This is a genomic window from Ruegeria sp. BF10 (assembly GCF_056538725.1).
In genome coordinates, this window is the sequence record NZ_JBQFTR010000001.1 from 155,942 (window position 1) to 180,106 (window position 24,165).

Sequence of the window (24,165 nt, forward strand, 5' to 3'; positions counted from 1 at the left end):
AATATTACTCGACGCCCAATATTCCAGTCTGTGAAGCGCGCGATTCTGCGTCGCGGCAAAGGTACTGAAAAGAGGAGGCCGGCATGGCTTTGGACACCGAAAGTGGTATCGCGTCGTACGAGGCACCTGAAAAAGATCTGTATGAAATGGGTGAAATCCCACCCATGGGATATGTCCCAAAGCAGATGTATGCCTGGGCCATCCGCAAAGAACGTCATGGCGAGCCGAACACGGCCATGCTGCAGGAAGTTGTGGATGTTCCGACGTTGGACAGCAACGAAGTGCTGGTTCTGGTTATGGCTGCCGGGGTCAACTACAACGGCGTCTGGGCCGCTCTGGGGCAGCCGATCAGCCCGTTTGATGGCCACAAAGCACCCTACCACATCGCGGGTTCGGATGCGTCGGGCATCGTTTGGGCCGTTGGCGACAAGGTAAAGCGCTGGAAAGTTGGCGACGAGGTTGTGATCCACTGCAACCAGGACGACGGCGATGACGAGGAATGCAACGGCGGCGATCCGATGTATTCGCCCAGCCAGCGGATCTGGGGTTATGAAACGCCGGATGGCTCGTTCAGCCAGTTCACGCGCGTGCAGGCTCAGCAGCTTATGCCGCGCCCCAAGCATCTGACATGGGAAGAAGCGGCGTGCTACACCCTGACGCTGGCAACCGCATACCGGATGCTGTTTGGCCACGAGCCACACGATCTGAAACCGGGTCAGAACGTCCTGGTCTGGGGTGCATCCGGGGGCCTGGGTTCCTATGCGATCCAATTGATCAATACCGCCGGCGCAAATGCGATCGGTGTGATTTCAGACGAAAGCAAGCGTGATTTCGTTATGGGTCTGGGCGCCAAAGGTGTTCTGAACCGTCGTGATTTCAACTGCTGGGGACAATTGCCCACGGTCAACACACCGGAATATGCCGAATGGTTCAAAGAGGCCCGCAAATTCGGCAAGGCGATCTGGGACATAACCGGCAAAGGCAACAATGTTGACATGGTGTTCGAACACCCGGGTGAAAGCACTTTCCCCGTGTCGACCTTCGTTGTGAAAAAAGGCGGTATGGTCGTGATTTGCGCTGGAACATCGGGTTTCAACTGTACATTCGATGTGCGCTACATGTGGATGCACCAAAAGCGTTTGCAGGGCTCGCACTTTGCTCATCTGAAGCAGGCGGCAGCCGCGAACAAACTGATGGTCGAGCGTCGTCTGGATCCCTGCATGTCCGAAGTGTTCACCTGGAATGACCTGCCTGAAGCACACATGAAAATGCTGCGGAACGAGCACAAGCCGGGCAATATGTCCGTTCTTGTTCAGGCGCCGCGTACTGGTCTGCGTACCCTCGAGGAAGTCCTGGACGCAGGTTGATAACCCGCCAGGGTTGTAGACAAAAAAACACCCGCGAATCACCTTGTTGGTTCGCGGGTGTTTTGTGTTTTTCAGGCCTCTGACGATCTTTCAAATGTTTGCATTTTTGCCCATCGCTATTTTTGGGGAGTAGAAACCGGCGAATAGGCTGAAAAAGATCATACATGTTATGGTTGTGTTAACCCTTCGTTAACTGTTTCAGAGAGACCCTGATGGCGCAAAATGAGTGGATATTGGACGTATTGTCGGACCTCAATGCTTTCGCCGTTGCGAATGGTTTGAGCGCGCTTGCAGAGCAGCTTGATGACACAAGACTGATCGCGGCTGCCGAGATTGCGTCCTTGAAGAACGAGGTACGGGCGCCCGCGGATGGCAACGAAGGTCGATTTGGGTCAAATCCTTCAGGATTTGGAAAACACCAACACGCTTGAAGAACTCAGCGCCGTAGCGGAGCGTTTGCGGGACGCGTTGAAGGTCGAGCACCTGACGTATCACTGGGTTGACGGTGCCGGAGATCAATACGGCTACACCACCTATTCAGACGCTTGGGATGAGCGCTACAGGGAAAAAAACTATCACCGTATCGACCCTGTGATCTTGGGGTGTTTCCAGCGGTTTCACCCGGTTGACTGGAAGTCTCTGGATTGGTCCGGCAAGGTGGCAAAAGCCTTCCTTCTGGATGCGCAAAGCCATGGCGTTGGCAATCAGGGGTATTCCATCCCAATTCGGGGTCCAAATGGTCAGTTCGCCCTGTTCACGGTCAACCACAGTTGTGATGATCAAACCTGGAAGAACTTTATCTCGACTTACGGGCGTGATTTGATTCTTGTTGCGCATTACATCAATCGCAAGGCGCTGGAGTTTGAAAAAGACAGGCAGCCGGACTGCCCGCGCAGCTTGTCGCCAAGGGAAATCGACGCGATCACACTTTTGGCGTTGGGATACAGCCGCGCCCAAGTGGCCCATTCTCTGACGATTTCCGAGCATACGTTGCGCGTTTACATTGAAAGCGCGCGCTCAAAGCTGGGCGCACATAACACAACCCACGCAATTGCCACGGCACTCAGCCGGGGATTAATAGTGGTTTAAGGGGTGAACGGCCTCCACACGCAAAATTAACCACGACTCTGTACTCCCTTCGTTCCTGCACAGGACGACAAGGGGAACAAGTCATGTTGCGTTATCTATATGCCGATGAGTTACACAGATTTCCGACTCTGGCAGAGGGGATGTTCAAGGATCGCGCGGATCAGTTCAAGACCCGGTTGGGGTGGGATGTCCACGTCAACGAGAAAGGGGAAGAGCGGGACGAATACGATGATCTCAATCCGCTTTACGTCATCTGGGAAGAGCCGGATGGCAGCCACGGAGGGTCGATGCGTGTATTGCCTACGACCGGCCGGGTGATGATCAATGAGGTTTTTGGTCATCTCAACGGCGGTAAGCCGATTTGCAGCCCCCTGATCTGGGAGGTGACCCGGTTCTGCCTGTCGCGAACAGCCAGCCCGCATACTGCCGGCGCCATCATGCTGAGCGGAGGCGAAATGATGGAAGGTTTCGGCCTGACGCATATCGCCGGCGTATTCGATGCCAGAATGATCAGAATCTATCGCCTGATCGGGTCATCGCCCGAGGTTCTGGGAACCCAGGGCAGCGGACGCGATCAGATTTCAGTCGGTTTGTGGCCCTATTCCGCGGACGACTGCAACCGGGTGGCCGCGCGTGCGGGCATCCCGCGCGACCTGTCTCGGATGTGGTTCAAGGCCGCATTCGGCCCGAAGAAACAGCACCGGTTCGCCCTGTCCGCCTAAGTGTCGGAAAACGCAAATCCACATCTGGTGATGGCTGGCGCGGCCCTGTAGGGTCGCGCCATGTCCTTGCCGAATGTAACGTTCTCAGATGATCAGGCCGCCGCGTATGACAGCATCGCCGAAATGCTGCGGGCAGCAGGTGTTGATCTGGAAGATGATGCCCTTCTGAAACTGCCGGGCGCAGGAAAATCCGGTGTGATGGCCGTGATCGGCAAAGCCGGCTCGGGCAAAACGCTGCTGTTGGCCGAGCTGTACAAGGCACTGGCAGAGACGGGTGTTCAGATTGTGTCCGGCGATTATGAAAGCCGTAAATCGAAAGACAAGCGCAGCCTTGCCATACTGGCCCCGACGAACAAGGCTGCAAGCGTTCTGCGATTGCGCGGCGTGCCTGCGACCACGATTCACCGAATACTGTACACGCCGGTTTATGATCCGGAATACGAGCGTATTGCGGAATGGCTGGCCGGCAATGACGAACGCCCCGATATCGAAGGTTTGACGGATGAAGCCTTGGATCGCGCGGCTGCTTTCTATCAAAACAACAAATCGATCCCCGGGGCGCTGGCCGCCGCCGGTTTGCGAGGGTCGGATTTCATCACAGGGTGGAAGCGCCGTGACGAACCACTGGATATCGGGTTTGTCGATGAGGCGTCGATGCTGGATGACCGTCAGTTCGATGATCTCAAAGAGATTTTCCCGACCCTTCTGTTGTTCGGCGACCCGGCTCAGCTGGCACCGGTAAATCAGTCCGGCAGCATGGTTTTCGAGGCATTGCCCGAGCCCAGGAAGCTGACACTCCAGCGGGTGCACCGCCAGGATGCGGACAATCCAATTCTGGATCTTGCGCATGCGCTGGCCGATCCGGCAATGGGCTTCGAGGATTTCGAGCGACTGATCGAAGAATCCGCTCGTCGGGATGACCGGGTTGTCTGGGGCCAGCGGGTTGAGGTCGATCTTATGGCCCGAAGCCCGGTTCTTGTCTGGCGCAACGCCACGCGCATTCGTTTGATACAGGCTTTCAGGCAAGTTCACGGTGCGCCGGATACGGAATTGCTGGAAGGTGAACCGCTCATTTGTGATGGGATCGAGTTGCCCCTGAAACATCGCAAGAAGCGGCTGGATCTAGAGGCGCGCGGGCTGATCAAAGGAGCTCAGGTGGTATATCTGGGGCCGGGACGAAAGCCGGGTTTCTCGCGTCTTCACGTGATGGGGGCCGAAGACCCTCAGGTCAGTGCCGCCTCGATCGTTCAGATCGAAAAACCTGACGAGGAAGAGCCTTTTATTCCCTTCGCTGCCCGCATGGGGGCGACCTTTTTGCACGGGGCGGCCGTTACGATCCACAAGGCGCAAGGGTCACAATGGGATACGGTTCAGGTGTTCGCTCCGGATCTCTATGCCGCCGCTCGCATGGGCCGGACCGAGGCCGGACAGCCATTGTGGAAACGTTTGGCATATGTCGCGATCACGCGGGCGCAAGAGCGTTTGATCTGGGTGGTGCGCAATCGCCTGTCAAAGCCCACGCACCCCCTGCGTGTGGATGACTTGAGGGCGATTCCGGCGGCTTCGCTGACATTGGAGGCGGAAGAGACATGAAATCCATCATCGTGACGGGTGCCAGTTCAGGTATTGGTCGGGCGACAGCCCAGCTGTTCTTGTCCGAAGGGTGGACGGTCGGGCTGTTGGCACGCAGCAAGGAAAAGCTGGAAGCCCTGGCAAAAGAACATCAGGCGGCCATTGTCCTGCCTACGGATGTGACCGACCCGGATGCGGTTGAACGGGCTTTCCGGTCTTTTACAGACCACACGGGGCGGCTGGATGTTCTGTTCAACAACGCCGGGATCTTTGCGCCGGGCGGTACGATCGACGAGATCGCTCTGGACGATTGGTACCAAAGCGTCAACGTGAACCTGAACGGCATGTTCCTCTGTGCGCGAGAAGCCTTCAGGATCATGCGCCACCAAAACCCGCAGGGCGGCCGGATCATAAACAACGGCTCGATAGCGGCGCATGTTCCGCGCCCGAATTCGGTGCACTATTCGGCCACGAAGCACGCCATTACAGGGCTGACGCGCAGCCTTTCGCTGGATGGGCGTCGCTTTGGAATCGCCTGCGGGCAGATCGATATCGGAAACGCGCGCACGCAGATGGTGCAAGGCCTTGTGGACGCGGCGCATGCCGCTGGCGAGACACCGGACCCGACGATGGCCGTGGAAGACGCCGCGCGTTCCGTCCTGCATATGGCAAGCCTGCCGCCCGAGGCCAACGTGCAGTTCATGACCGTCATGGCCACGACCATGCCCTATATCGGCCGAGGTTGACCGTTATTTTTCACGCAACAGCCGGAAGGCTGTCGAGGCGCCCCAGCCTGCCGCAATCGCTATGACCAGCGACATCAGGCCGTACCAGACGGGTTGCTGGCGGGACATATTGTACAAAAAACGCTCCAGGCCGACTTTCCGGACATCAATGATCGCTTCATATTGCGAGACGACCTCTCCGCCACGGGTCAGGAATATCCGGGCGGCATAATCGCCTTCGGTCAGGTCGGCGGGCATATCGATCGAGGTGCGGAACAAGGTCTGTTCATCCACTGCCACGGTATTTTCGCGGATGGAATACAGGTGTTCGTTTTCTCGAATCCTTATCACGGCATCTGCAAAATCCTGTGCGCCCCGGATGTGCATCGCGGCACCGACCGAGCGGATCGCGCGTTCGATCGAAATCCGGTAACGCAGGTCTTCGGTGTCGGACAGGATGTCGTCGAAGGGCCCGCTGGTCGCAACAGCATAAAAGCTGGGTGCAAGGTCGACAAGAACACTGTCGGTGTTCACCCAGATCCCAAGCTTGCGTTCCTTGCGTCGCACGGTGACAGGTTCGGACGGACCCGCAACCGCGACGATGACTTCAACCGGTGGGCCGGAAGGGATTGGGGTTTCCCGCTTGATGGCCCCAAAAATCAGAAGCTCCGATCCGTCGAATGTAGCGGTGATGGCAACCCGGTCCTGGCTGAGACCAAGGACAACCTGCTCTTCCGCCGCCAAAGCGGGCATGCAGAACAAGCACAGGGCGGCAATAAGCGAACGCAGCATCCTCAGTGCCCTCCACCGCTGCCAAGCGAGTAGAGCTCGGCAGGTTCAAGAAGCAGATCAAGTGCCAGCTTGCCACATACGGCCAGTACCAAAGCGGCAAGCAGCACGCGCAATTGTTCCGCCGGCATCCGGGCTCCGATCACGGTTCCGATCTGGGCGCCAATGACGCCGCCGACCAGCAACAAGACCGCCAGAACAACATCAACCGTATAGTTGGTGGTGGCGTGCAGCATCGTGGTGAAGGCTGTCACAAAGATGATCTGGAACAGCGACGTGCCGACAACGACCTTGGTCGGCATACCCAGCAGATAGATCATGGCAGGAACCATGATGAAGCCGCCGCCAACACCCATGATCGCGGACAGAACCCCAACGCACAGACCGACCAAGGCCGGTGGAATGACCGAGATATACAGGCCCGAGGTGCGGAAACGCATTTTGAAGGGCATGGCATGGACCCAGCCCCGCTGCCGGCGCTTGGCAGGGGCCGCGCCGCCCTTCTTGGCTTTACGCAGGGCCCTCAGGCTTTCGACAAACATCAGGCTGCCGATGACGCCAAGAAAAACAACGTAACAGAGTGTCACCAGCAGATCGACCTGACCCAGGCTTTTGAGATAGTTGAAGACAACCACGCCCAAAGCGGCCCCGACAAGCCCGCCAACCAGCAATACCGTTCCCATCTTGAGGTCCACGGTCTTTCGTCGGAAATGTGCCAGAACTCCGGAAAAGGATGATGCGACGATCTGATTGGCTTCGGTTGCAACGGCCACCGCCGGCGGAATACCGATGAAAAACAGCAGCGGGGTCATCAAAAATCCGCCACCGACACCGAACATGCCGGACAGGATGCCGACCATGCCGCCCAACCCCAACAAGAGGAAGGCGTTTACTGAGACTTCGGCGATGGGAAGGTAAATGTGCATGGTACTGTTACTTTGCGTATGGTCGTGGCTTGCCTGTTATAGGTTGAGAATTCAAGTGTGGTAATTGTCATGTGCCGTGGGTCAAACAACATCAAATCCCCCCGGGTTCCGCCAAAGAAAAGATCTCTTCTAGCGGTAAAAAAAGGTCAAACCCGATCTTTCCGGCGACACCCATGACTAGAAGCGCCAAAAGGATACGCAACTGTTCGGCTTTCAGACGTGCACCAATCTGCGTTCCCAATTGCGCACCCAAAACACCGCCCAGCAACAAGAACAGGGCGAGGACAATGTCGACACTGCAGTTGGTTGAGGCATGTATCATCGTTGTGAACCCGGCGACGAAGATGATCTGGAACAGGGATGTCCCGATGACCACCTTTGTCGGGATACCAAGAACATAGATCATCGCGGGCACCATGATGAACCCGCCGCCGACTCCCATGATTGCCGACAGAACACCAACGCCGAATCCGACCAGCGCCGGAGGTATGACCGAGATGTAAAGTCCAGATGCCGGGAACCGTTTCTTGAACGGCAGGGCATGAATCCAGGTTCGCTGGCGTCGCTTGGGGGCAGGTTCATTGCCTGACTGTCTGGCCTTTCGGATGGCTGCCAGGCTTTCGATGAACATCAGGGTTCCGATAGCCCCCAAAAACGCCACATAGCAAAGCTGTACCGCCAGATCGACCTGCCCGAGATGCTTGAGGAAATTGAAAACCACCATCCCAAGGGCCGCACCGAACAACCCTCCGGCCAGCAGAACGCTTCCCATTTTCAGGTCCACGGTCTTGCGTCTGAGATGAGCCAACAAACCCGAAATGGACGAGGCAACAACCTGATTGGCGGATGTTGCCACAGCAACCGCAGGAGGTATTCCGATAATGAACAGCAACGGGGTGATCAAAAACCCGCCTCCGACCCCGAACATACCGGACAAAATGCCGACGGCCCCGCCGATCCCCAATAGCAGGAATGGGCTGACGGAAACTTCTGCTATGGGAAGGTATACGTGCATACCCTCTTAGAACGGTTGCGGCATGCAAAATCAACTCTGCATGCCGCTCCGCAGCGAACAGGACTGAAACTCAGTTCGGAACTGGCCTTATCAGCGCTCTTTGACGTAGGGTTCTCCGCCCGCCCGCGGTGGAATGGCTTTGCCGACGAACCCGGCAAGAATCACCACCGTCAGGATATAGGGCAGGGCGTCCATCACCTGCACGGGAATCACGACGCCACCCAGGTCGATATTTTGGAACCGCAGCGCGATCGCTTGCAGCAGACCGAACAGCAAGCAGGCCCACATGGCATGCCACGGGCGCCACTTGGCAAAGATCAGCGCGGCCAAGGCGATAAAGCCACGACCGGCGGTCATTTCCTTGACAAACCCTGCCTGCAAGGCCGTGGCCAGATAGGCGCCTGCAATACCGCACAGCACACCGCAGATGGCGACAGCGGCGAACCGCAGGCCAATCACTGAAACACCGGCAGTGTCCACTGCGGCAGGGTTCTCACCCACCGCCCGCAGGCGCAGACCGAACCGGGTGCGATACAGAATCCACCAGGTGGCCGGAACCATCAGGAACGCGACATAAACCAGGATCGAGTGGCCCGAGAGCAGTTCGGAATAGATGGGGCCGATAATCGGCACACCGCTGAGGGACTCGGCGAATGGGAAGTTGATCGGTTCGAACCGCCCGCCGCCAAACAGCGATGGTGTCCGCCCACCCTGCTGAAACCAGCTTTGGGCGACCAGAACAGTCAGCCCCGAGGCCAGAAAGTTGATGGCCACACCCGATATCAGTTGGTTGCCCCGGAAGGTGATAGATGCCAGCCCATGCAGACCCGACAGCAACAACGAGGACGCAATACCAGCCAGCAAGCCCAGCCAAACCGACCCAGTAACAGCAGCGATGGCAGCCGAAAAGAACGCTGCCATCAACATCTTGCCTTCGAGGCCGATGTCAAAGATCCCGGCCCGTTCTGAAAACAGACCGGCCAGACAGGCAAGCAGCAGCGGCGTAGACAGGCGAATGGTCGAATCCAGAACCTGAATGAGGGTAACAAAGATTTCCATCACTCAGCCCTCTTCCGCATACCCAGGAACAGTTTTTCAAGCGGCATTCGCACCATGTTGTCCAATGCGCCGGTGAACAGGATGACCAGGGCCTGAATGACCACGATCAGTTCCCGCGGGATCGAAGCCCACAGCGCCAGCTCGGCGCCCCCCTGGTACAGAAACCCGAACAAGAGCGCGGCCAGAAACACACCGAACGGATGTGAACGCCCCATCAGAGCCACGGCGATGCCAATGAAACCCGCGCCCTCAGTCGAGTTCATAACAAGTCGCTCGGCTTCGCCCATGACATTGTTGATGGCCATCAGCCCCGCCAGCCCGCCGGAAATCAGCATCGCAACAATCGTGATGCGCACAGGTGAAATACCGGCATAGACAGCGCCGGTCTCGGAATGGCCATAAGCCCGGATTTCATAACCCAGACGCGTGCGCCAGATCAGTGCCCAGACTACGACGCAGGCAAGCAACGCGATGAAGAAGGTGATGTTCGCCGGGGCGCCTCGGAAAACAACGTTCTCTGCGGTCGAGAACATTTCTTGGAAAGAGGGCAGATGCACGCTTTCAGAGAACCGCGCGGTGGCCGGGTCCTGCGACCCTTGGGGGCGCATGACATTGACCAGCATGTAGTTCAGGAAAGCAGCGGCGATGAAGTTGAACATGATCGTGGTGATCACGATATGGCTGCCGCGTTTTGCTTGCAGATAGGCCGGAATGGCCGCCCAGAGCGCGCCGAACAGCATCGATGCCGCGCAGGCGGCAAGCAAGGCAATGCTCCAATGCGGCCAGTCGACATACAGACAGACCATGGCCACGCCCAGCCCGCCCAGCATCGCCTGGCCTTCGCCCCCGATGTTGAACATACGGGCATGGAAGGCGACGGCCACCGCAAGACCGGTAAACATGAAGTTTGTCGCGTAATAGAGCGTATAGCCCCAGCCATAGGTCGATCCCAGCGCACCGGTGACCATCAGTTTGACGGCTTCGACAGGGTTTTCGCCGATGGCGAGGATGACCAGCGCCGAAAGGATTGCGGCCAGTATCAGACTGATCAGCGGGATCAGAATGACATCGGCCCATTTAGGCATTTTTTCCATGTTACGCGGCCTCTCCCGCAACACCGGCCATCAGCAGGCCCAGTTCTTTTTCATCTGTCTCATGGGGCAGGCGTTCTCCCATGATATGTCCGTCAAACATCACCGCGATCCGGTCCGAGAGCGAGAAGATTTCTTCCAGCTCGACCGATACCAGCAGGATTGCCTTGCCCTGATCACGCAGCGCAACAATCTGTTTGTGAATGAACTCGATGGCGCCGATGTCCACGCCCCGCGTGGGTTGCCCGACCAGCAGCAGGTCAGGGTTGCGTTCAATCTCGCGCGCGACAACGATTTTCTGCTGGTTGCCGCCCGAGAAACTCTTGGCTGCCAACCAGGGATTGGGCGGGCGGACGTCGAATTTCTGGATCTTGGCTTCGGTATCGGCGCGCAACGCCGCGTTGTCCATGAAGATACCGCGTTTGTAGGCCGGGTCGCGGTGATATCCGAAGGCCACGTTTTCCCAGGCGTGGAAGTCCATGATCAGGCCTTCGCGCTGCCGGTCTTCGGGCACGTGGGCGATATGTTGCGCGCGGCGGGCCTGACCATCTGATCCGGCCCCACTCAGTGCCAGCGGTTCGCCGTTCAGCTTGATCGTGCCCTGTCCGGGACGCATTCCGCCAAGAACTTCCAGCAGTTCGGATTGACCATTGCCGGCCACGCCGGCGATGCCGACGATCTCACCTGCGCGCACGGTCAGGTCGATATTTTTGACCCGTTCAACGCCAGCCGAATCAAAAACGCTGAGATTTTCGATCTCGAGGATGGGTTTGCCGGGCGTCGCGGGCACCTTGTCGACCTGTAGCAGAACCTTGCGGCCGACCATCAGTTCGGCCAGCTCCTCGGGACTGGTCTCGGATGTTTTGACAGTCGCCGTCATTTGCCCGCGCCGCATAACCGATACCGTGTCGGTGTTTTCCATGATTTCGCGCAGTTTGTGGGTGATCACGATGACCGTCTTGCCCTCGGACCGCAGCCGGTCGAGGATGCGGAACAGCTGATCGGCCTCGGCAGGGGTCAACACGCCGGTCGGTTCGTCCAGAATCAGAATTTCGGCCTTGCGGTACAGCGCCTTCAGGATCTCGACCCGCTGCTGCATCCCCACGCCGATCTCGTCGATACGCTTGTCGGGATCGACGAACAGTTCGTACTCTTCCTCGAGCTCTTTCAGCTCTTTGCGGGCTTTTGCCAGTGATGGCGCCAGCAGCCCGCCATCCTCGGCGCCCAGTACAATGTTTTCCAGAACGGTGAAATTTTCCACCAGCTTGAAATGCTGGAACACCATCCCGATGCCCGAGGCGATGGCCGCCTGGCTGTCCGGGATGTCGGTCTTGGTCCCATTGATCCAGATCTCACCTTTGTCGGCTTTGTAAAAGCCGAAGAGAATGCTCATCAACGTGGATTTGCCTGCGCCGTTTTCACCGATGATCCCATGGATCGTACCGGGTGCAACGCTGATCGAGATGTCTTTGTTGGCCTGAACTGGCCCAAAGGCCTTGGATATCCCTTTGAGCTCAATGGCTGGGACGGTCATGTCTTGCCCTCAACTGCCGAGAAAGCCATCCGGCTGTCCGCTCGGATGGCCAAGTGGGTGGCGAGGCGGAAGGCACTCTCCCGCCCCGCACGTTATCAGAACTGCAGTGCCGGGCAGCTGTCGTTCTCGTAATAGCTTACAACTTCGATGTCGCCGTTGATGATCGCCTTGCGGGCTTCGTCGACAGCGTCGCTCATGCGAACCGAAACAAGCTCTTTGTTGTTTTCATCCATGGCAACGCCGACCCCATCTTCGGCCAGACCCATGATGAAAACGCCGGTTTCGACGTTTTCGCCTGCTTTCATCGCTTCATAAACAGCAACGTCCACACGCTTCAGCATCGAAGTCAGCACCTTGCCTGGGTGCAGGTGGTTCTGGTTGCTGTCCACACCAATCGACAGGATGCCTTCGTCAGCCGCAGTTTGCAGAACGCCAACGCCGGTTCCGCCGGCCGCGGCGTAAATCACATCAGCACCCTGGCTGATCTGTGCTTTCGTCAACTCCGAACCTTTTACAGGATCGTTCCAGGCGGCAGGAGTCGTACCAGTCATGTTGGCGACAACATTGATGTCCGGGTTCACGGCCTTCGCACCCTGGGCATAGCCGCAGCCGAAGTGGCGAATCAACGGGATGTCCATGCCTCCGATGAAACCAACGGTGCCGGTTTTCGACGCCATGGCGGCCATCATGCCGACCAGGTAAGAACCTTCGTGCTCGGCAAAGCCGATCTGGCGGATGTTTGGAGCGTCCAGCCAAGTCACGTCAACCGCGACGAATTTGGTGTCGGGGTAATCACTTGCAACAGCGGCCAGGGCGTCAGCGATTCCGAACCCCATGGTAATGATCGGATTTGCACCGGATTCCGCAAAACGGCGCAGGGCCTGTTCGCGCTGCGGTTCTGCCTGAATTTCGATTTCCAGATACTTGCCGCCGGTTTCATTCGCCCAGCGCTGCGCGCCGTTATAGGCGGCCTCGTTGAAGGACTTGTCGAACTTGCCGCCCAGGTCAAAGATCACCGCCGGCTCGGCCAGAACCGCTCCGGCTGACATTGCGACCGCAGCGGCAGCACCCATCAAGGATTTCATCAGGGTCATTTCAGTCTCCCAATTTTATTTTGTTGGCACAGGGTCAGATTAGCCCCGTTCACCCACTTTTAGCGAGCATAACTGTTGTGATGGCGGGTATTAAGGGGGTTTGCAACCACCATGGTCAACTGAATTCTGACCAAATGGTCTAAGAAACGGGCGATTGCCGTTGGGGCAGGCAGCATTCCATTACAAGTGCATCAGTTTTTTGGCCCGTTTCGCGCGCATAGTACGCCTTGCGCAGCCCGCACTGCCGATATCCGCATCGATTGTACAGGGAAATGGCCGCAATGTTGTCGGCCGCGACATCCAGAAAGGCACGCGTTGCCTGCAAAACGATTGCCTGATCATGCCATTCCTGCATGAGTCGAAGTGCCAGGCCCTGCCGTTGAAACGAAGGGTGGGTCGCAATTGTCAGCAACTCGGCTTCGCCCGCTATCACCTGAAACAAGGCAAAACACCGGGAATCTCCGACCACATGAGTAAAGCGGTTTTCGAGAAGGTCGGCGAATTCATCTTCTGTCCAGCCGCGCGATTGCGAAAACGCAGCGGCATGAGTCGATGCCATCTCGTGCGGTGTCATTCGTTCAGCAGCACAGGGGGTGTATCACGGGACGGAGCCGCGTCGGCAGGCCTGACGTACAAAGGTGCCGGCGGCAAACTGGTACGATCCCAGCGCCGCGCGGCCAGAAGGGCGATGGATTGTGCCAGCAAGGCAGGGTCAGAGCAGGAAAACAACGGCCCGCCAAGTTCCGCTTGGGCCCGGGGCAAGAGACACGGATCGGCACCGGGCATTTTCACATAAACCTGGTCGCGCGGGGCGGGGATCGCCGGTATCTGCCCTTCTTTCGCCAATTCATGCAGGGAATCGAAGCCGGATACCCCGACCGCAGGGATTTCGAGCCCAAGTGCAAGACCCCGCGCGGCTGAGACCGAAATGCGAATGCCGGTGAAGTTGCCGGGCCCTATCCCAACGCCGATTGCGTCCAGACCAGCCCAGTCACATCCGGCTTCAGCCAGAACGTCTTCCAACAGCGGAATCAATCGTTCGGCCTGTCCGCGTGACATCGCTTCGGCATGGGACGTCACGATCTTGCCATCGCGCAATAAAGCGGCCGCGCAATGCGCGGCCGATGTGTCAAACGCCAGAATCGTAGGGTTAGACGGCAACAGGGCGAACCTCGGTCACTTCCGGAATGTAATGGCGCAGAAGGTTTTCGATACCCATCTTCAGGGTCAATGTCGAAGACGGGCAACCTGCGCAGGCCCCCTGCATGTGCAGATAGACCACGCCGCGATCAAATCCGTGGAACGTGATGTCACCCCCGTCCTGAGCCACAGCAGGGCGCACACGGCTGTCCAGCAAATCCTTGATCTGGTTGACGATATCAGCGTCCTCACCAGAGTGCTCGGCATGGCCCGTGGCCCCGGCGGAATCTGCGCCCATAACGGGCTGGCCGGATTGATAATGTTCCATCACCGCGCCAAGAATGGCCGGTTTGATGTGGTCCCACTGTACGTCTTCCGTTTTGGTGACGGTGACAAAATCATTGCCGAAGAACACGCCAGCCACACCGTTGACTGCAAATATGCGCTTGGCCAGCGGGGATTTTTCGCCCGCTTCCGCAGTTGGGAAATCCGCTGTTCCAGCTTCCAGCACCGTTTGGCCGGGCAGGAATTTCAACGTGGCCGGATTGGGGGTGGATTCGGTCTGGATGAACATGAGGGCGCTCCGTCTGATGTGCTTCTGATATGCGCGCAGGCGCACGGGAAGTCAAGATTTGGAACGATTCTAAATTGTCGAGGCGTATTCGAGCGCGTCATCCAGACGGTCATCGCCCCAGAACAACTCTTCCCCGGCCAGAAAACTTGGTGCACCAAACAGGCCAAGCGCCTTGGCGCGGGCAGATTGTTCGAACAGGGCCTCTTTTATGTCCTTGTCCCCTGCGCGGTTCATCACGCTGCCGCGCAACCCTGCCTCGTCGAGGCAGGAGGTCAGTACGCTGTCCTCTGAGATATTCTGCCCGGCGCCGAATTCGGCGCTGTAGACAGCCCGAACAAACGCCGCCCGTTCCCGATGATCCTCGATGGCCAGAACCAGACGCGCTGCCCTGAGCGAATTCTGCGGAAACGGATCAGGCTTTGCGAAAGGAAGCCCGCGCGCCTTGCACAGGCGTTCCATATCGCGCCACATGTACCGCCCTTTGGCCGGATACAGGTTGAAAGGCGAGGTGCGCCATCCTTGATCCGCGAAAATCGGACCCAATAGGAACGGGTGCCATTCAATGGCGACGCCCTTGTCTTGCGCGGCTGCTTCGATCCGCATCGCGCTGAGGTAGGAATAGGTCGAGGCGAATTCGAACCAGAACTGTATCGTCATCGCCATCGCCGCTCCTCAGGTAATTTCTTCCAGTTTCTCTTTGCTCAGATTGCCCGGAACGATCGTGATCGGAATCGGCAGGCTACCCGAGTTCTTTGTCAGTTGAGTCACCAACGGACCAGGACCTTTCTTGCCGGTCCCCGCCCCAAGAACAAGAACGCCAATCTCGGGATCGGACTGAACATGTTCGATGATCTCTGGCACGGGATCACCTTCGCGAATGGCCAGTTCAGGTTCCACGTTCTGTTTGTCCCGCATCCATTTGGCAAACACTTCGAAATGCGCGTGGATACGTTCGCGGGCCTCTTCACGCATGGTTTCGGCCACCCCGATCCAGTGATTGAATTCGTCAGGCGGGATGACAGAAAGGACCGTCACACCACCTCCGGTATGGGCAGCCCGCATCGCGGCAAACCGCATCGCGTTAAGGCATTCGCGGCTGTCATCCAGAACGACTAGGAACTTACGCATGGGTATCCTCTTTAGGTTTCCGGGATCATGCCCGACCGATCGCGCGCTGGCAACTCGGGCAAGCCTGGGGCATTGCGCTAGCGTTCACTTGCAGCCCAATCCCAATAGAGCGCGCGGGCACGGCGAGCAACAGGACCCACCTGAAATTGCGTGTCCTCCAGCGCAGTTACCGGTGTGACCTTGCTCATGTTGCCGGACATGAAGACCTCGTCGGCCTCGTGGAAATCCTCGAAGCTCAGAACCGTTTCGTGGACCTTTACGCCATCCGCGCGCAGGTTTTTGATATGCCGTGCTCGGGTAATGCCGGCCAGGAAAGTTCCGTTCGGGATCGGTGTAAAGACTTCGCCGTCCTTCACCATAAAGATGTTGGCCGTCGCCGTTTCCGCCACATGCCCCATCGCATCGGCCACCAGGGCGTTGGAAAAGCCTTTCGAGCGCGCCTCTTGCAGCATGCGGGCGTTGTTGGGGTAAAGGCACCCGGCCTTGGCGTTTACGACCGCGCTTTCCAGAACCGGGCGGCGGAAGCGCGTGGTCGACAGAGTGGCCGACGCGGTTTCGGGGGCCATTGGGATTTCTTCCAGGCAGATTGCAAAACCTGTGCTGTTTTCCTGCGGAACTATGGCCGTGCTGTCACCATCGATCCCCCAGTACATCGGGCGAATGTAAACGGCTGTGTCCGGGCTGTAGGCCTGCAACCCTTCGCGTACCAACTCGACCATCTGTTCGGTCGTCATGGTCGGCGTCAGCATCAAGGCTTCGGCTGACCGGTTCACCCGCGCGCAATGGGCCTCCAGATCCGGGGCCACCCCGTCAAAATACCGCGCGCCGTCAAAGACCGAAGATCCCAGCCAGGCGCCATGATCCGCCGCGCGCATGATGGGTGCGTCGCCCTCATGCCATTGGCCTTGAAAATAGGTCCGGATGTTCGTGCCGGTTGCCATGACGCCCTCCTTTGATTCAGGCAAACCCTAGGAGGGCGTCAGGCGAAGGTCCAGCGCAATCAGCGTGATGCAGCGCCGACCATGCCCACGATTTCGTAGGTCTTTTGCAGGATCGGAGCCGCGATTTCACGTGCGCGCTCGGCACCGCGGGCCAGAATCCGGTCAATCTCGGCCTGATCCCCCATCAGACGTGACATTTCGGTCGAGATCGGGGCCAGTTTCGCCACTGCCAGATCGGCCAGCATCGGTTTGAAGTCACCGAACTGCTTGCCGCCAACATCGGCCAGAACCTGCTCGATGCTTTGATCGCTCAGGGCCGCGTAGATATTGACCAGGTTACGCGCCTCGGGGCGGCCCTCCAGCCCTTCGGCTTCTGACGGCAGAGCATCGGGGTCGGTCTTGGCTTTGCGGATTTTCTTGGCGATTGCTTCGGCGTCATCCGTCAGGTTGATCCGGCTCATATCCGATGGATCGGATTTCGACATCTTCTTGGATCCGTCCCTCAGGCTCATGACCCGTGTGGCCGCACCTTCGATCACCGGCTCGGTGACGGGGAAGAAATCGACGCCGAAATCATTGTTGAACTTGATGGCGATGTCGCGGGTCAGCTCAAGATGCTGTTTCTGGTCTTCCCCGACCGGCACGTGGGTTGCGTGATAGATCAGAATGTCGGCTGCCATCAGGGCAGGATAGGCAAACAAGCCAAGCGAAGCGTTCTGCTGGTTCTTGCCCGCCTTGTCCTTCCACTGGGTCATGCGCTGCATCCAACCCATACGCGCAACACAGTTGAATATCCAAGCCAGTTGCGCGTGTTCCGGCACTTGGCTTTGATTGAACAAAATCGATTTTTCGGGGTTTAGTCCAGAAGCGATGTAACCGGCACAAAGCTCCCGCGTTGCATGCTGCAACTCGATTGGATCTTGCCAGACCGTGATTGCATGAAGATCGACCATGCAATAGATGGTTTCAAACTCCTCGCTTTGCATTCTCACCCAGTTCCGAAGCGCACCGAGATAATTGCCGAGGTGCAGGTTGCCCGAAGGCTGTGCGCCGGAAAACACGCGCGGCGTGAAATGGGTCTCGGTCATCGAAGGGAACTCCCATCTGGAAAAACTAGCCTCCGTCGCTTACCCATGAGGCAAAGGGACGTCAACAGCCGCGAAAGGCCAGCCCAATGAGCAGCGATCATTACACACCGCCTGTGAACCCCCTGCCACCGGTCGTGGTGGCGCTGGTTCTGTTCATCATCGGCATTGAGCTTGTCTTCACGTTGGGCGCGCGGGGGCTGGTCGGGGGGGCAGCGGCAGTCGGCTGGCGCCTGGACGCGATACAGCATTATGCCTTCTCGGCGGATATTTTCGACTGGATGGTGCTGAACGGGCGTTGGCCGTTCGACCATGTGATCCGGTTCGTGACTTATCCCTTTGTATCCGCCAATTTCACGCAGGCGGTTTTTGTCTGTGTCTTTGTGTTGGCGATGGGCAAGATGGTCGGAGAGGTATTCGGGGGCTTTCCCATGCTGCTGATCTTCGTCGTCTCGGGGATTGGCGGTGCGTTGACCTATGCCGTTCTCCTTGATCCTCGCTATCCCCTGATCGGAGGGTTCCCACCTGTTTACGGGCTGATCGGAGCATTCACGTGGTTGTTGTGGCGCAAACTGTCGCTTGTGGGGGCAAATCAGGCAAGGGCGTTCCAACTGATCGCCGTTCTGATGGGCATTCAGTTCCTGTTTGGTCTGATCTTCGGCGGCAACGCGGAATGGGTTGCTGATCTGGGCGGGTTTGCCACCGGCTTTGGCATGTCGTTTTTGGTGGCACCCGGAGCCTGGGCCCGGATTGTCGGGCGCATCCGCCGTGATTGATCAGGACCGGCGCAAGGCGCGTTTGAACTCTGACAGTTTGAACGCGCCCAGGACATGACCCAGGCAGAGATACGAAACGGCGGCGACCACGATCAGGGTCAAAAGCGCAAGATAGCGCCAGCCGGGAATGTCCAGCGTCCAACCATAAAAGTGGGTCGCTGCAAACAAGACCGCGCCCATCCCGACCGAGGCCAGAACGATCCGGCCCGCACGTGCCCTGAAACGGTCATCGAAACGCGCTTCTTCGCCCATGCGGCGTGCGCCGATCGCCAAAAGAACAACCATGGCCCAGCCGGCAGTTGACGCGGCAATCGCAGGGGCGATCCAGCCCACCAGCGGAAACAGGCCAAACGCCAGTGCCGCGTTCACCACCATTGCGACCACCGCATATCGGAACGGGGAACGCGTATCCTCGCGTGCAAAGAAAAGTGGTTGCAGCAATTTTTGCAGCATGAATGCAGGCAGACCGATGCCATAGATCGCGACCGCCAGCGCTGTCGCAGCGGTATCCTCGGGGCTGAACTGTCCCCGTTCGAACAGCACCGAAACCAGCGGGTTCGGGATGATCAGGAACGCCACGGTCGAGGGCAGCGTCAACAGCAGCATGAATTCCCCGGCGCGGGAAAACGCGTTGCGGGCTCCTTCCTTGTCGTCGGCGCGCAGACGGCGGGACAGGTCGGGCAGCAGGACAATGCCAATGGCGATTCCGACCACACCCAAAGGCAGTTGGTACAGGCGATCCGCGGCAAACAGCCAACTCACGGCTTTTTCAGTTTTGGACGCCACCAATTGCCCGACCACCAGATTGACCTGCGTAACCCCCATGGCCAAGGCGGCCGGAACCGCGATGCGAACCATCCGGCGCATCTCGGGCGTCAGGTGGGGCAGGCCGGGGCGTATGCGGATACCGGCACGCTCGGTCGCTACCCAGACCAGTACCAGCTGTGCGACGCCGGCGACCGGAATGACCGAGATCAGCCATCGTATCACCTCACCGCCGGAGATGGCCCCGGCAATCAGCGCGGTGCAGGCAAAGATGTTCAGCAAAACAGGTGCCGCTGCGGCCGCGGCGAACCTGCCGGTTGCGTTCAATACGCCCGAGAACAGGGCCGCCAAGGACATGAAAAGGATATACGGGAACACGACATAGCCATAGTCTACGGCCAGATCGAACCGTTCATCGCCATAAAACCCTTCGGCTGTCAGCCACACCAGGCCGGGCATGAAGACCATGGCCAGCCCGACCAGCGCCAGAACGGCCACGGCCAGCAGGTTGAACGCATCCTGCGCGAAGCCCTGTGGATTCTCATCCGCTTCCAGCCGTTTCGAGAACATGGGCACAAAGGCTGCGTTAAACGCGCCTTCGGCAAAAAAGCGGCGGAACATGTTCGGCAGGCGAAAGGCCGCCACGAAAGCATCCATCACCGGCCCGGGGCCGATGAAGGCGGTCAGCAGAATTTCCCGCAGGAACCCCAGTATTCGACTGGCCAGCGTCCAGAAACCGACCGTGAACAGGCCCGAGACCAAGCGTATTTGCTTCATGACGCAGCACGCTCGGCGCCTTCGGTGATCGCATTGCGCAGCTTGGCCTCGAGCCCACGTTGCTTGCTTTCCGAATGGTACTTCAAGCCGAACATATCCTTGACGTAAAACGTATCGACCACCTGTTCGCCATAGGTCGCGATCACCGCATTGGCGATGTAAACATTGGCTGCGGCGAGGGTGCGGGTCAGATCAAACAGCAGGCCCGGCCGGTCGCGGGTGTCCACTTCGATGATCGTGTAAATTTCAGAACCGTCATTGTCGAAGGTAATATGCGTCGGGACGTTGAAGGCACGCTCGCGTTTCTTGATCTTGTCGCGGGATTTCAACGCCTCCTTCGCAACGACTTCGCCGCGCAGTGTCTTGTGGATCATCTGCGTCAGACGTGGCAGGCGCGAGGCTTCAAACGGGTGCCCTTCGGCGTCCTGAATCCAGAAGGCATCGGTGACATAGCCGTCTTTGGTGGTATAGCTGCGCGCATCCACGACATTCGCGCCGACCAGGGCCAGCGCGCCGGCAATGCGGGCAAAGATACCGGGGTGATCGCCCATCGCAAAACAGGCTCGGGTTGCGTCGCGATCCTCGTCCGGTTGCAGGCGGATCTCCATCGCGCCGGGGTCGCCGCTTTGTTCCAGCGCACGCAGCATGTTCGCAAACTCGACATGTGTAGCCAGATTGAGACCCTGCCAATACGGGTCGTAGTGGCGTCCTGTCTCGGATTTGAGGTCGGCCTTGGACCAGGCTGCAAGTTCGGCGCGCAGGGCTTTTTTTGCCTCGGCCCCGCGATTGGCGCGGTTGAGGTCCTCCATCCCGGTTTCCAGCGCCCGCTTGGTTTCAGCGTGTAGGGCACGCAGCAGCGTGGCTTTCCAGTTGTTCCAGGTATTCGGCCCCACGCCGCGAATGTCGCAGACGGTCAGAACGGTCAACAGGTCCAGCCGTTTGACTGTTTGGACTGCTTTGGCAAAATCACGCACTGTGCGGGGGTCTGAAATGTCACGTTTCTGTGCCATGTCGGACATGAGCAGGTGATAGCGCACCAGCCATTCCACCGTCTCCGAATCCGCTTTGTTCAGACCCAATCGTGGCGCGACCTTGCGTGCGATCTGTGCCCCAAGGATCGAGTGATCTTCGGGTCGCCCCTTCGCGATATCATGCAGCAACAGGGCGACATACAGCACCTTGCGATTGACCCCACCTTGCAGAATCGACGAGGCAAGAGGCAGGGATTCAATCAACTCTCCGCGTTCGATCTGGGCCAGGTTCACGATGCACTGGATGGTATGCTCGTCCACCGTATAGCTGTGGTACATGTTGAACTGCATCATTGCCACGATGGGCTCGAACTCGGGCAGGAAGGCGGACAGCACACCCAGTTCGTTCATCCGCCGCAAAGCCCGTTCCGGATTTCCGTGTTTCAGCATCAAGTCCAGAAAGATGCGCCGCGCCTCTTTGTCGTTGCGCATTTCGTCGTCGATCAGATGCAGATTTGCCGCCACCAGACGCATGGCATCCGGATGGATCAGCATTCCTGTTCGCAAGCCTTCTTCGAACAGGCGCAGAAGGTTCACTTTGTCGGACAGAAACTTGTCAGGGTCTGCTACGTCCAGACGGCCGTGAACAACCTTGTATCCGGCTTTGACCCGCCGGCGTCTGCGGAAAATGCGCTCCAGCAATGGCGCGCCTTTCACGTGCAGCGCCTCAAGCTTTGTCAGAAAAATCCGCGTCAACTCGCCCACACGTGTGGCTTCGCGGAAATAGCGTTGCATGAATACTTCGACCGCACGGCGACCGGCTCGATCCTCATAGCCCATGCGCGCTGCGACCTCGACCTGCATGTCAAAGGTCAGCTGTTCGGTGGCGCGGCCTGTCACCAGATGCAAATGCGAACGAACGGCCCAAAGAAATTCTTCGGCCTGAACGAAGGTCTTGAACTCTTCCGGGGTGAACAGACCCAAAGGCACAAGTTCGGCCACGTCCTGAACGCCATAGATGTACTTTGCAATCCAGTAGAGGGATTGGAGGTCGCGCAACCCCCCTTTGCCTTCTTTCACGTTGGGTTCGACCTTGTATCGCTCCCCTTGTTTCAGGTGCCGTTCATCGCGTTCATTCAGCTTGGCTTCGATGAATTCCCGTTCAGTTCCCTTGAACAGCTCGGTTTTCAGCCGTCGCTCAAGCTCGTCGGCCAGCGCCTTGTCGCCCGCCAGATAGCGTTGTTCAAGCATTGCGGTACGGATCGTGAAATCCTCGGTGCCCAGCCGAAGGCAGTCTTTGATCGTGCGCGAGGAATGCCCGACCTTGAGCCTGAGATCCCAAAGGATATAAAGCATCGATTCGATGACGCTCTCGGCCCAGGCGGTGATTTTGTAGGGGGTCAGAAACAGCAGATCGACATCGGAGGACGGCGCCATTTCACCGCGCCCGTACCCGCCAACGGCCAGAACAGCGATCTTTTCACCCTGAGTTGGTGTCGCAATCGGATGCAGGCGCGTGCTGGAGACCAGCATCGCGGTTCCGACCAGCTGGTCCGTCAGGTAGGTATAGGAACGGGTCAGCGCACGCGCGTCGAACGGACGCTCGCTGAAGGCATCGGCAATGGCTTTGCGACCCGCTTTCTGAGCGTCGCGCAGAATGCGCACTGTTTCAGAGCGCATTTTGCTGTTGTCAGAGCAGGTCTCGAACACCTCGGCCAGCGCATCATTGACGCTGACGCTGTCAAAGATGTTTTCGGCAGGGCAAATCAGCGCGCCATCCGGCGCCATGGTCTCGCCTGATCGCTCAGAAACCGGCACCAGAGAAGCTTTGCGGGGCAGGGTCAATCACAACCACCTGTTTATTCTGAATCGTCGCTACGGCAAGGCCGCGTTCGTTGGTGCCGTTTGGACGCAGGCGGAAGATACCGCCAACGCCCTGGAAACCGGCATTCTGAGTTAAGGCTGCACCGGTCAGGGCATTGGACTTGCCCTGACTGACCAAGGCACCGATCGCCGCTATGCCGTCATAGGCCAGACCGCTGATCGGGTGAGGCGCTTCGCCATACGTCGCGTTGTACCGTTGACGATAGGCTTGTGCCTTGGATGGGTCGGGCAGGGCAAACCACCCCCCCTGCACGCCCGGCAGTTCCAGCGTCTGCGGGGGGATATCCCAACGGGTCAGGCCGATGAATTGTGTCGTCGCGGGTGAAACGCCTGCCTCAGGCAGCAATTGCGAGAAAAGCGGCAAGGCACCCGCAGTCGTGGCCGTCATGAAAATCGAGTCCGCCCCTGTCGAATCGACGGTGGCCTTGATGGTGGGAACCGAGTTGATGACACCCTGTTGCGACCGGTCATATCCGACGGTTCCGGCATTGTTGACGCGGCTGTTTGCCAGAGCATTGGCGATGGCAGATTGTCCCACTTGCCCCGCAGCATCATTGCTGTGCACGATAACCATGTTTGCTTTGCCTTGCCGGCCTGCGAAACTGACCAGCCGGTTGGCGGTGTTTTCAAAGGTCGGCCCAAGCACGAATACGTTGCCACCCGCAATGCTGGTGTTGTTCGAGAACGAAAGAACATTGACGTTTTTGTTCAGCACCGCCAGTCCGGCAGCGTTTGCCGCCTGGGCGTAGACAGGGCCGACGATGATCTTGGCCCCTTCGGCAACGGCCTGCTGGGCCACCGCCGTCGCCGTGGTCGGGTTTCCTGCGGTATCGTAAACACGCAGGTCGATTTTGACGTTGGGCAGATCGGACATCGCCATACGGGCCGCATTCTCAAGGCTCTGCGCCAGCGCGGCGTCGCCCGAGCGGGGAACCAGCAAAGCAACCGGAACAGGGTTCGACGTGTCAATCGAAGGGCCACCCCCAACGCCGCCGGGTTCACAAGCGGCCAGAAATGCTGCTGTCGTCAGGGCAATGGCGGCTTTCGCCAGCTTGCTTACGGGCTTGCAAACGGTAAACATCTAAATGAAAACTCCCTGATCCGGCGGCTGTGATTGCTTCTGTTCTGTTGCGCCGCGATA

Annotated in this window: 23 protein-coding genes; 6 read left to right on the top strand and 17 right to left on the bottom strand. The window is 58.4% G+C overall.

Annotated elements, in window-relative coordinates:
* Window positions 1-83: 83 nt before the first annotated feature.
* From ccrA to ACR0DJ_RS00885, 5 genes are all read left to right on the top strand, one after another.
* Window positions 84-1,367: a crotonyl-CoA carboxylase/reductase gene (gene ccrA / locus ACR0DJ_RS00865; protein WP_480683577.1), complete on the top strand. Its 1,284-nt coding sequence runs from the start codon at window positions 84-86 to the stop codon at window positions 1,365-1,367.
* Between the two features lie 369 nt (window positions 1,368-1,736).
* The gene (locus ACR0DJ_RS00870) at window positions 1,737-2,456 is read left to right on the top strand and encodes a helix-turn-helix transcriptional regulator (RefSeq protein ID WP_170346381.1); all 720 of its coding nucleotides are present in this window, start codon (window positions 1,737-1,739) and stop codon (window positions 2,454-2,456) included.
* 83 nt (window positions 2,457-2,539) lie between these two features.
* The gene (locus ACR0DJ_RS00875) at window positions 2,540-3,178 is read left to right on the top strand and encodes an acyl-homoserine-lactone synthase (protein WP_170346382.1); all 639 of its coding nucleotides are present in this window, start codon (window positions 2,540-2,542) and stop codon (window positions 3,176-3,178) included.
* A 60-nt stretch (window positions 3,179-3,238) separates the two neighbouring features.
* Entirely contained in the window at window positions 3,239-4,771 is a 1,533-nt protein-coding gene (locus ACR0DJ_RS00880; RefSeq protein WP_170346383.1) for an ATP-dependent DNA helicase, read from the top strand.
* Window positions 4,768-5,496 (top strand): SDR family oxidoreductase, encoded by a 729-nt coding sequence (locus ACR0DJ_RS00885; RefSeq protein ID WP_480683578.1) that lies wholly within the window; start codon window positions 4,768-4,770, stop codon window positions 5,494-5,496. Before ACR0DJ_RS00880 ends, ACR0DJ_RS00885 begins: the two co-directional genes overlap by 4 nt.
* A gap of 3 nt (window positions 5,497-5,499) precedes the next feature.
* Here the strand turns inward: ACR0DJ_RS00885 and ACR0DJ_RS00890 are convergent, their stop codons facing one another.
* The 14 genes from ACR0DJ_RS00890 to trpS form a co-directional block, all read right to left on the bottom strand.
* Complete coding sequence (locus tag ACR0DJ_RS00890) at window positions 5,500-6,267, bottom strand: TIGR02186 family protein (RefSeq protein WP_425078929.1); 768 nt, start codon at window positions 6,265-6,267, stop codon at window positions 5,500-5,502.
* Window positions 6,268-6,269: 2 nt separating this feature from the next.
* Window positions 6,270-7,190, bottom strand: a complete 921-nt coding sequence (locus ACR0DJ_RS00895) for a sulfite exporter TauE/SafE family protein (protein WP_480683579.1) — start codon at window positions 7,188-7,190, stop codon at window positions 6,270-6,272.
* Between the two features lie 91 nt (window positions 7,191-7,281).
* The gene (locus ACR0DJ_RS00900; protein ID WP_480683580.1) at window positions 7,282-8,205 is read right to left on the bottom strand and encodes a sulfite exporter TauE/SafE family protein; all 924 of its coding nucleotides are present in this window, start codon (window positions 8,203-8,205) and stop codon (window positions 7,282-7,284) included.
* 90 nt (window positions 8,206-8,295) lie between these two features.
* Complete coding sequence (locus tag ACR0DJ_RS00905) at window positions 8,296-9,264, bottom strand: ABC transporter permease (RefSeq protein WP_170346388.1); 969 nt, start codon at window positions 9,262-9,264, stop codon at window positions 8,296-8,298.
* Window positions 9,264-10,358, bottom strand: a complete 1,095-nt coding sequence (locus ACR0DJ_RS00910) for an ABC transporter permease (RefSeq protein WP_152456858.1) — start codon at window positions 10,356-10,358, stop codon at window positions 9,264-9,266. Before ACR0DJ_RS00910 ends, ACR0DJ_RS00905 begins: the two co-directional genes overlap by 1 nt.
* A 1-nt stretch (window position 10,359) precedes the next feature.
* A complete protein-coding gene (locus ACR0DJ_RS00915) occupies window positions 10,360-11,889 on the bottom strand; it encodes an ABC transporter ATP-binding protein (protein WP_170346389.1) in 1,530 nt (509 codons plus the stop codon).
* Between the two features lie 95 nt (window positions 11,890-11,984).
* A complete protein-coding gene (locus ACR0DJ_RS00920) occupies window positions 11,985-12,983 on the bottom strand; it encodes a BMP family lipoprotein (RefSeq protein ID WP_170346390.1) in 999 nt (332 codons plus the stop codon).
* 139 nt (window positions 12,984-13,122) lie between these two features.
* Window positions 13,123-13,557 (bottom strand): GNAT family N-acetyltransferase, encoded by a 435-nt coding sequence (locus tag ACR0DJ_RS00925; RefSeq protein ID WP_480686217.1) that lies wholly within the window; start codon window positions 13,555-13,557, stop codon window positions 13,123-13,125.
* Window positions 13,554-14,144, bottom strand: coding sequence for a tRNA (adenosine(37)-N6)-threonylcarbamoyltransferase complex dimerization subunit type 1 TsaB (gene tsaB, locus ACR0DJ_RS00930; protein WP_480683582.1), 591 nt, complete (start codon window positions 14,142-14,144; stop codon window positions 13,554-13,556). The genes ACR0DJ_RS00925 and tsaB overlap by 4 nt, the downstream gene beginning before the upstream one ends.
* Window positions 14,134-14,697 carry a NifU family protein gene (locus tag ACR0DJ_RS00935; protein WP_480683583.1) on the bottom strand — a complete coding sequence of 188 codons (564 nt, stop codon included), beginning with the start codon at window positions 14,695-14,697 and terminating at the stop codon, window positions 14,134-14,136. Before ACR0DJ_RS00935 ends, tsaB begins: the two co-directional genes overlap by 11 nt.
* Before the next feature lie 69 nt (window positions 14,698-14,766).
* Entirely contained in the window at window positions 14,767-15,360 is a 594-nt protein-coding gene (locus tag ACR0DJ_RS00940) for a 2-hydroxychromene-2-carboxylate isomerase (protein ID WP_170346394.1), read from the bottom strand.
* A gap of 9 nt (window positions 15,361-15,369) precedes the next feature.
* Window positions 15,370-15,825: a universal stress protein gene (locus tag ACR0DJ_RS00945; RefSeq protein WP_170346395.1), complete on the bottom strand. Its 456-nt coding sequence runs from the start codon at window positions 15,823-15,825 to the stop codon at window positions 15,370-15,372.
* A gap of 77 nt (window positions 15,826-15,902) precedes the next feature.
* Window positions 15,903-16,766 (bottom strand): branched-chain amino acid aminotransferase, encoded by an 864-nt coding sequence (locus ACR0DJ_RS00950; RefSeq protein WP_170346396.1) that lies wholly within the window; start codon window positions 16,764-16,766, stop codon window positions 15,903-15,905.
* A 59-nt stretch (window positions 16,767-16,825) separates the two neighbouring features.
* Complete coding sequence (trpS, locus tag ACR0DJ_RS00955) at window positions 16,826-17,854, bottom strand: tryptophan--tRNA ligase (RefSeq protein ID WP_480683584.1); 1,029 nt, start codon at window positions 17,852-17,854, stop codon at window positions 16,826-16,828.
* Between the two features lie 86 nt (window positions 17,855-17,940).
* Between trpS and ACR0DJ_RS00960 the strand changes: the two genes are divergently transcribed.
* Window positions 17,941-18,627 (top strand): rhomboid family intramembrane serine protease, encoded by a 687-nt coding sequence (locus ACR0DJ_RS00960; RefSeq protein ID WP_480683585.1) that lies wholly within the window; start codon window positions 17,941-17,943, stop codon window positions 18,625-18,627.
* On the opposite strand, the gene murJ is transcribed toward ACR0DJ_RS00960, so the two are convergent.
* The 3 genes from murJ to ACR0DJ_RS00975 are packed head-to-tail and all read right to left on the bottom strand — an operon-like array spanning window position 18,628 to window position 24,105.
* Window positions 18,628-20,169 (bottom strand): murein biosynthesis integral membrane protein MurJ, encoded by a 1,542-nt coding sequence (gene murJ, locus ACR0DJ_RS00965; RefSeq protein ID WP_425078922.1) that lies wholly within the window; start codon window positions 20,167-20,169, stop codon window positions 18,628-18,630.
* The gene (locus ACR0DJ_RS00970) at window positions 20,166-22,985 is read right to left on the bottom strand and encodes a [protein-PII] uridylyltransferase (protein WP_425078921.1); all 2,820 of its coding nucleotides are present in this window, start codon (window positions 22,983-22,985) and stop codon (window positions 20,166-20,168) included. The genes murJ and ACR0DJ_RS00970 overlap by 4 nt, the downstream gene beginning before the upstream one ends.
* On the bottom strand, window positions 22,945-24,105 hold the full coding sequence (locus ACR0DJ_RS00975) for a penicillin-binding protein activator (RefSeq protein ID WP_170346400.1): 1,161 nt from the start codon (window positions 24,103-24,105) through the stop codon (window positions 22,945-22,947). Before ACR0DJ_RS00975 ends, ACR0DJ_RS00970 begins: the two co-directional genes overlap by 41 nt.
* Between the last annotated feature and the right edge of the window lie 60 nt (window positions 24,106-24,165).